At 70.0% G+C, this 8,523-nt stretch carries 6 protein-coding genes; 2 read left to right on the forward strand and 4 right to left on the reverse strand.

Going from position 1 to position 8,523, the window contains the following annotated elements:
• Positions 1-79: 79 nt before the first annotated feature.
• Positions 80-1,489, forward strand: coding sequence for a pyridoxal phosphate-dependent decarboxylase family protein (locus tag ACFLIM_RS32085; RefSeq protein ID WP_393171873.1), 1,410 nt, complete (start codon positions 80-82; stop codon positions 1,487-1,489).
• Here the strand turns inward: ACFLIM_RS32085 and ACFLIM_RS32090 are convergent.
• Positions 1,467-1,889: a hypothetical protein gene (locus tag ACFLIM_RS32090; protein ID WP_393171875.1), complete on the reverse strand. Its 423-nt coding sequence runs from the start codon at positions 1,887-1,889 to the stop codon at positions 1,467-1,469. The genes ACFLIM_RS32085 and ACFLIM_RS32090 overlap by 23 nt on opposite strands.
• Before the next feature lie 440 nt (positions 1,890-2,329).
• Here ACFLIM_RS32090 and ACFLIM_RS32095 point away from each other — a divergent pair, with 440 nt between their 5' ends.
• Positions 2,330-3,721, forward strand: a complete 1,392-nt coding sequence (locus tag ACFLIM_RS32095; protein WP_393171876.1) for a TROVE domain-containing protein — start codon at positions 2,330-2,332, stop codon at positions 3,719-3,721.
• A gap of 93 nt (positions 3,722-3,814) precedes the next feature.
• Here ACFLIM_RS32095 and ACFLIM_RS32100 read toward each other — a convergent pair whose 3' ends face one another.
• The 3 genes from ACFLIM_RS32100 to ACFLIM_RS32110 form a co-directional block, all read right to left on the reverse strand.
• On the reverse strand, positions 3,815-5,686 hold the full coding sequence (locus tag ACFLIM_RS32100) for an amino acid transporter (RefSeq protein ID WP_393171878.1): 1,872 nt from the start codon (positions 5,684-5,686) through the stop codon (positions 3,815-3,817).
• A 424-nt stretch (positions 5,687-6,110) separates the two neighbouring features.
• The gene (locus ACFLIM_RS32105; protein WP_393171880.1) at positions 6,111-7,652 is read right to left on the reverse strand and encodes a Na+/H+ antiporter; all 1,542 of its coding nucleotides are present in this window, start codon (positions 7,650-7,652) and stop codon (positions 6,111-6,113) included.
• A gap of 106 nt (positions 7,653-7,758) precedes the next feature.
• Complete coding sequence (locus tag ACFLIM_RS32110) at positions 7,759-8,382, reverse strand: class I SAM-dependent methyltransferase (protein ID WP_393171882.1); 624 nt, start codon at positions 8,380-8,382, stop codon at positions 7,759-7,761.
• Between the last annotated feature and the right edge of the window lie 141 nt (positions 8,383-8,523).

Genomic DNA, 8,523 nt, shown 5'->3' on the forward strand with positions numbered 1-8,523 from the left:
TGTTTCGGCAGTGTTAACGATCTCATCGCGCTCGTCAAGAGGTAGGGGGTCATGTACGCCGTCCGTCTAGGGTGCCCACATGACGACCGACGAACGTACTCTCCCCCTGGAACTCGACCGGTCCGCCGTCGTGCGGCTGGGCGGGCACGTGGTGGACTTCCTGGCCGACTGGGTCGACGAGCAGGGCTCGGCGCCCGCCAGTGACTATGCGCAGGCCGAACGGCTGGCCGAAGGGCTACGGAGGCCGCCCGCCGACGACCCCGGTGACTTCGCCGCGCTCCTGGAGACCTTCCGCCAGGCGGCCGGGCAAGGCGTGAACACCGCCGGGCCGGGCTATCTGGCCTACTTCCCGGCGGGCGGGCTGGTCACCGCCGCGCTGGCCGAGCTGCTGGCGCAGGCCGCCAACCGCTACACCGGCGTGGCCCAGATGGCGCCCGCGCTGGTCGCCATGGAGCACGGGGTGCTGACCTGGCTCTGCGACCGGTTCGGGCTGCCGGCCGGCGCGGGTGGGCTGGCGACCACGGGCGGGTCGGTGGCGACCTTATCGGCGCTGCTCGCCGCACGCCACAGCCGCCCCGGCTCGGAGGACGGCACGGTGTACGTGAGCGAGCACACGCATTACTGCGTCGCCAAGGCCGCCCGCATCGCCGGCCTGCCCGCCGAGCGGATCCGTACCGTGCCCGCCACCGCGAGCCTGCGCATGGACGTACGGGCCACGGCCGAGCTGATCGCCGCGGATCGGGCCGCGGGGCTGCGCCCGTTCCTGCTGGTCGGCACCGCCGGGACCACCAGCTCGGGCACCGTCGATCCCCTGCCCGAGCTGGGCGAGCTCGCCCGCCGGGAGGGGCTGTGGTTCCACGTGGACGCCGCCTACGGGGGCGGGTTCCAGCTCACCGAACGCGGCCGGGCCCAGCTCGCCGGGATCGAGGCCGCCGACTCGATCGTGCTGGATCCGCACAAGAGCCTCTTCCTCCCGTACGGCACGGGGGTGCTGTTGGTGCGCGATCCGGCCGTACTGCATGCCGCCCATGCGGCCGACGGCCGGTACCTGCAGGACCTCAGCCCGACGGACGACCTGCCCGACTTCGGACATCTCGGGGTGGAGCTGACCCGGGAGTTCCGCGGCCTGCGGCTGTGGCTGCCCTTGCATCTGCACGGCGTACGAGCCTTCGAACGGGAGCTGGACGAGAAGCTCGACCTCACCGCGTCCCTCTACCGCCAGCTCGTCCAAGACCCACGCTTCGAGCTGCCGTGGCCGCCCGACCTGACTGTTGTGCTCTTCCGGATACGCGGAACGGACGCGCAGAACAGGCGGCTCCTGGCCGAGATCAATTCCACCCAGCGCGTATTCCTGAGCAGCACCACCATCGACGGGAGATTCTTCCTGCGCCTGTGCGTGCTCAGTTTCCGCACCCACGCCGACCGCGTCGACGAGGCCCTCGGCATCATCCGTTCGGCAGCGGCACTCATGACGGGGCAGAATCCTTGACGCCTCCCGAAGGCGCGTGCAACCGTCCCACCAGCACGGGAGCGCGGCGGGCGTCCGCCCGCATCAGGCGGTGCCGGCGGCGGGCGCGCCGCGCGTGCGCGCAGGCGCAGCCCGCGACCGCCACAATGACGAACGCGGCCAGCCTGACGAGGTCGTCACGCCCGAACGCCAACTCCCCTTCGGCGTGCACCAGGAAGCCCGACGCGAAGCACCAGGCCATCACACCCGTCGCCAGCGCGGCGAGGTAGCGTCGCGCCCAGACCCCGAACAGGCCGACGGCCACCGCCATCACGCTGACGCGGGCCGTGGCCTCGGAGAAGGCCAGCGCGGCCACGGCACAGGCACCGACCACGAACACGAACCCGGCCGGAAGCAGCACCTCCACAGGACGCCCGCGCATCGACCATTCCTTTCACCCGGGGAACGGATTCATGTAACCCCAGAGAGTGGCTGCAGGCGCCATTTCCTACGACATTCCTACGCGTTTCCTATGGCCACCAACGCATTCTTTACGCGCAGCAAAAGCGTCAAAGCCCTTGCCCTGGAATTCGGGACCTCCTATACGCGAAAGTCATCAAAGATCCGTAAATATCGCTTGCGGCGGTAATTCGCGTACCGCATAGTGGAAGGTGCTGACAGTTCCTTCCCAGGACATGTGCAGTGCGGGCCGGGCACAGCGGCCCGCGGCGTGCCGCTCCCGTCCCCCCGGTGTCACGGCACGAGGCCTCCCGGTGCGCCTTCGGCCGCCCGCGCGACACGGCTGGGCATGCCGTGTCACGGTCGGCTCCCCTTTCTCGGGAGGCCCTTCCACCCTTCTCACCTGATGGAGTTGAGCCAGCCATGACCACCCGCACCGCGACCAGCGTGGCAACGTTCAGGAAGGAGATCTTCCTCCTGGTGGCCAGGGCGCTCGGGGACGCCGACGCCCGCACTCCCACCGGGCGCTACGTGGCTCTGGCGACCCGGCTCGCCCGGTCCGACGAGGCCTGGCTGACCCGGATGGTCGGCTGGATGGGCCGCCACCCAGGACTGCGCGGCCTGCGGCTGGCCACGCTCGCCGAGCTGGCACAGGCCCGCCTCGAGGCCGGCGCCACGGGCACCCGGCAGTTGCTCGACCAGTGCCTGCACCGCGCCGACGAGCCGGGCGAGCTGCTCGCCTACTGGCTCCACTGGTACGGCAGGGCACTCCCCCAGCCGGTCAAGCGGGGCATCGCGGACGCCGCCGTCCGCCTCTACGACGAACGGGCCCTGGCCACCTATGACAGCCCCGGCGCCCCGCTGCGCTTCGCCGACGTCCTGGCACTGACCCACCCCGTTCCCCAGGGAGCGGCGCAGGCGGACGTCTTCCGGCACGCGGTCGCCCGCAGACGCGGCGACCTCAACGACCTCCCCGCGTCACTGCCGCTGCTGCGCGCCCGCCGGGCGCTGTACTGGATCCCGGCGAGCCGGCGCCCCGCCCTGCTCGAACGCCCGCACGCCGGCCGGACCCTGGCCGGGGCCGCCATGACCTGGGCCACGGTCCAGCGCTGGCTGCTCGGCACCATGACGGGCCCGGCCTGGGCCGCGGTGGCGCCGTCCATGCCGTATCAGGACCGGCTCGCCCACCTCGCCGACTTCGACCGCGACGGCATGCCCGACGAGACCGCCCATCAGCTGGCCGAGGACCTCGCTTCCCCTGCGTGGGTGCTGCGTTCCGGGGTGACGCCGCTGGAGGTCCTCGCGGCCCTGCGATCGGTGCCGGGCTCGCGCTGGAGCCTGTCGCTCGGGCTGGCCATGGACCTGTCGCTGGCCAACGTCCCCGCGCTGCCCGGCCGCACGCTCGTCCTCATCGACCGCGGCGACCTCATGGCCGGCCCCGCGTACGGGGGCCTGACCAGGGCGGACGGGGCCGCGATCCTCGGCGCGGCGCTCGCCGTCCGCGCCTCCCGTGCCCAGGTCGTCGTCCTCGGTACGCCCGCCACCACGGTGCCGGTCCGGCCGGGAGAGCCGCTGACGGACGTGATCGACCGCTTCGGAGACGTCGGCGGCACTACGAGCCCCGCGCAGGCCATCCGCGACCACGCGGCCGGTCATGACAGAGTCGTCGTCCTCACCCACCCCGACCAGGCCGCCGAAGCCGCCGAAGCCGTCACCGGCCCGGGTCAGGAACACGTGATCACCGACGTCACCAGCGGCTGGTTCACCGCGATCCCGCACATCGAGATGGCCCGCACCGGGGACTGGCCCTTCTGAACAGCGTCAAGATCCCGAAACGGCGCGCCGGGTTCGCGCGCGCCGGCGCGACCATCGACCGGGTGCGTGCCCTCCTGCGGCCCTGATCAGCGGTCAGCCGACGTGGACGTGCGGCCTGCGTTCCGGGTCCGGCTCGGCCTGGCGCAGCACCTCCCGGGTCACCGGCGGCACGTCACCGCCACCGAAGACCAGGTACCGCAACATCGCCACGACCGGGTTGCCCTCGCCCCAGTGGAAGTAGATGTGCGGCACCGACCCGGTCCGATCCCGCAGGTAGAGCAGCAGCGCGGCGATCGAGTTCGGCACGGCGGAGCTCTCGATCCGCAGGATCTTGTGGCCGTACCGCTCCTCGCCCCTGACGTGCAGCTCGGTCTCGAACTCCGAGGCGTCCGGCACCGACACCTCCACGAACATGACCGGCTCCGAGCTGCGCAACCGGTGGTTGAGCCAGGTCTCGCGCACCTTGTCGTTGTACTCCGCCTGGTCCCGTGCGTGCGGCTCGTTGGCGATCACGTGCACCTCACCGCACGCCTCGTTGACGTACTCCTCGGCCAGCGGATCGAGACGCACCTCGGTGACCCGCAGCTCCATAGAGCGGGTGGCCCGGGAGATCAGCGAGGTGCCGATGATGGCCACGATGAAGAACGAGGCGATCTTCACGCCGTCCGGCCGCTTGATCACGTTGTCGACCAGCGTGTACGCCAGCACCGCCGCGATCAGCCCGAACCCGGCCGCCGCCTTGCGCTGCCGTTTCCTCCTGGCCGACAACGTCACGGCGACGGCGGCCGAGAGCATCACCACCAGCACACCGGTCGCGTACGCGCCACCCTGCGCCTCCACGTCGGCGTCGAAGATGACCGTGATGCCGAACGCGATCGCCGAAAAGACCAGCACCAGCGGCCGCACCGCGCCCGTCCACTCCGGCGCCATGCCATATCGCGGCAGGTACCGCGGCACGAGATTGATCAGCCCCGCCATCGCCGACGCCCCGGCGAACCACAAGATCGCGATCGTGGAAACGTCGTAGACGGTGCCGAACCAGTTACCCAGGTAACCGTGCGCCAGATACGCCAGCGCCCGCCCGCTCGCCTTCCCACCCTCCTCGAACTCCCCGTGCGGAATGAGCACAGTGGTGACGAAGCTGGAGAAGATCAGGAACACGCTCATGATCAGCGCCGCGACGGTCAGCAGCCGCCTGGTGCCCTTGATCCGATCCGGTATGTCCCCCCTGACCACCGGCATCACCGCGACGCCGGTCTCGAACCCGGACAGTCCCAGCGCGAGTTTCGGCATGACCAGCAACGACAGACCGACCATGACCAGAGGACTGCTGAAGTCCGCGCCCAGCGCACGTTTCCAGTCCACGACCACATGCGGGGCCTCCAGCACGTGCACGATGGCCGTCGTGACGACGATCGCGTTCAGGCCCAGATAGACGAAGACGAGCAGCACGGCGATGCCGATCGCCTCGCCGAAGCCCATCAGGAACACGCCGCCGAGCAGGGCCAGCAGTACCAGCGTGACGATCATCCGCTGCCCGGCCAGGAAGTCCGGCACGAAGGGGTTCTCCAGGACGTGCGCGGTCGCGTCCGCCGCCGACAACGTCATCGTGATCACGAAGTCGGTGGCCGCGAAGCCCAGCAGTACCAGCACGAACAGCTTGCCCCACCACTGCGGGACCAGCTTCTCCAGCATCGCGATCGAGCCCTGCCCGTACGGGCTTTCGGCCGCCACCCGGCGGTAGACCGGCAGCGCGCCCAGCAGTGTGAGCACCACCAGGAACAACGTGGCCAGCGGCGAGAGGAACCCGGCCGCCAGCGCCGCGATGCCAGGCTGGTAGCCCAATGTGGAGAAGTAGTCCACGCCGGTCAGGCACATCACCCGCCACCACGGGTGCTTCACATGGGGACCGTGCTCGATCTGCCTACGGTCGGTCTGCAGCCCCTGCAACAACCAGGAACGCAACGTCCCTTCCGTAGCGACTGGCCGTTTCGCCAGCACCATTCCGGTCACCCTTCATCAAAGCGGCGTAAAAACGCATCGCCCACCTACCCAGGCCGGAAGGGTGTTCGGCCTGATCAGGTCGTCAAGAAACGGTAATCACGGCTCTGTACTGGCGCGCTGCTCGACCTGTCCCCCTTCAGCCACCTGCCCAGGCTCCCCGGCGGCGAGGTGGCGTCAAGCACGCGCAGGGATTTCGGGATGCGGCGTAGCGATGCCGTCATGGCCGGTTGCGCCCTGCTCGCCTTCTCCGGCGGTGATGACGCTGGGCATCAGGAATGCTCCTACAGGGGATTCCTCCTCATGGTCACCTGCCGAGGAGCCCTTTCAGGCCCATCTATACGGAAGCCCGACGCGTCCTTCACGCATGACCACGGGAAACATACGGTTATTGCTCCTCCGTGAAGCGCATATCCTGCCGGTCCAGGTGGCGTTGCAGGCGGCGGCGCGTGGCCTCGCTGATCTCCCCGGCCACGTACATGCGGCTGAGCTCCTTGCTCTGCACGGCCAGCACCTCCCGCCGCACCTGGCTGTAGCCGCCGGCGACCTGCTCCGGCTCCTGGTCCAGCTCGAACTGCAGGGACCGGCGCACGTGATGCAGCACCGCGGGAGAGGCGACCTCCAGGTCCTCCAGCTCGGCCACGTATTCGCCGGCCTTTTCCGCCAGCCGCCGGCGCGCTTTGAGGTACTCCGCGCGGGAGTGGTCGGGAGCGATCGCCAGTCCGGACAGCCTGACCAGCGGCGCCAGGGTGAACCCCTGCACGACGAGGGAGACGACGATCACGCCGGTGGCCAGCACCATCAGCAGGCTGCGGTGGGGCAGCGGTTGCCCGGCGGCCGTGGTGAGCGGGATGGACAGGGCCGCGGCCAGCGGCACGACTCCGCGCGCGCCGGCCCAGGAGATCACGGCGGGGACCTGCCAGGTCGGCCGGAGCCGCCGCTCGCTGCGCCACTGCTGCAGCGCCGACAGCGGGAACAACCACGCCACCCGGACCAGGACCAACGCGACCGCGATGACCACCACGGCCGCGATCCACGGTTGCTCGGCATCGGTGAGCTGGCGGATCTGGCTGGGCAGTTGCAGCCCGATGAGGCTGAAGACCACGCTCTCCAGGACGAAGATCACCGTCCCGTAGACCGCGGTCAGCTGCAGCCGGATCCCGGAGTTGGTGAGCTGGTGGTGCCGGATGCCGAGGATCACCGACGTCACCACCACCGCGGTCACCCCCGACCCGTGGACGGCCTCGGCCAGGACATAGGCCAGGTACGGGGTGACGAGGGCGATCACGCTCTCCAGCACGGGATCCTCGGTGCGCCGCCGTACGAAGGAGACGCCGGCGGCCACCACGGCGCCGACCACGGCCCCGCCGCCGGCCAGGCGCAGGAAGTCGACGGCGACCCCGCTCCAGCCGGCGACGCCTCCTGCCACCGCCGCGGCGACCGCGATCCGGAACAGGATCAGGCTCGTGGCGTCGTTGAACAGGCTCTCCGCCTGCACCAGCGTCTGCAGCCGAGGGGGCAGCGCGAGCCTGCGGCCCAGCGCGGCGACGGCGACCGGGTCGGTGCTCGACAGCACCGCGCCGAGCACGAAACCCAGGGCCAGCGGCAACGGGGTCAGCCAGGCCGTCAGGAAACCGACCGTGGCGGCGGAGGCGAGCACGAGCCCCACCGCGAGCAGGGACACCGGCCGCCACAGGCGTTTGAGCTCCTGCCAGGACAGTTCCTCACCGGCCGCGTAGAGCAGCGGCGGCAGCACCACGAGGCTGACGATCTCCGGTGTGACGCGGATCTGCTCCGAGAACGGCAGCAGTCCCACGCCGAGCCCGGCGACGACCAGCAACGACGGTGCGGGCACGCTGATCCGGTCGGCAAAGGTGGCCACCACGGTCGCCAACGCGACCAGGAACAGCACCACCTGCACACTCTGCACCGCGTCTCCTCGGACATCCCTCTCGAAATGCCGACCAGACTTCCCGGCGCCCCAAGGGGATAACGTACAGGAAGTACGGTGTGAGCGGTTAGGCGGTTTAGCAGCGTTACGGGCGGCGGGCGGCTCCGAGGACGTGCGTGATCCCGTCGCGCTCGAAGCGGTCGATGCGCTCGATGGCGAACCCGGCCTTGGCGATGGTCTGGACGGTGTCGCGAGCGGGATGGCAGCCGCCGGCGGCCAGTGACCAGATGGGACTTATCAGCCGCTCGGCCAGGGCGACCAGGGGCTTGCTGGAGCGTACGTGCTCGTGGAAGCGCAGCTCACCGCCCGGCGCGAGCACCCGCATGATCTCGTTGAGCGTCTCGTCCAGGCGCGGTACGCAGCACAGGACGAGCGAGCTGACCAGCACGTCGACGGAGCCGGTGGGAACGGGGAGCCGCTCGTAGGGGCCTTCGAGGAACCTGACGGGTACGTGACAGTCCCGGCTGCCCTCCCGGGCGAGGTCCAGGAGACCGGCATCCGGCTCGACGACGGTGATCTCGACCACCTGGGGCGGGTAGAGGAGGAGCTTCACCCCGTCTCCCGCGCCGAGTTCCAGCACCGCGCCGGACACTCCGCTCAGCAGCCGCTCTCGCTCCGGGGTAGGGCCTCCGTCCCAGGAGACCGGACGTGGATGATGGCACTGCTCGATCCCGGCAAATCTGACATCGGGAGGTTGTTCTCGCGCCATGGATCTCCTCTGAATGAACCTTTCCCTGTAACCGCTTGTGGCGGTTCGTGATCGCCTTACACGGTGCGTCCGTGCTCCAGTTGAAGCAGGACGAGGGCCGCGGCGGCGATCTGGGTGATCCGGCTCGGGTCGAGGCTGACT

It is taken from the genome of Nonomuraea marmarensis, assembly GCF_043197025.1.
Taxonomy (GTDB): domain Bacteria; phylum Actinomycetota; class Actinomycetes; order Streptosporangiales; family Streptosporangiaceae; genus Nonomuraea; species Nonomuraea marmarensis.

Excerpts from the sequence above, each read along its gene's own strand:
- ACFLIM_RS32090 (WP_393171875.1), bottom strand. The coding sequence starts at position 1,889 with ATGCGCGGGCGTCCTGTGGAGGTGCTGCTTCCGGCCGGGTTCGTGTTC.
- ACFLIM_RS32095 (WP_393171876.1), top strand. The coding sequence starts at position 2,330 with ATGACCACCCGCACCGCGACCAGCGTGGCAACGTTCAGGAAGGAGATC.
- ACFLIM_RS32110 (WP_393171882.1), bottom strand. The coding sequence starts at position 8,382 with ATGGCGCGAGAACAACCTCCCGATGTCAGATTTGCCGGGATCGAGCAG.
- ACFLIM_RS32085 (WP_393171873.1), top strand. The coding sequence starts at position 80 with ATGACGACCGACGAACGTACTCTCCCCCTGGAACTCGACCGGTCCGCC.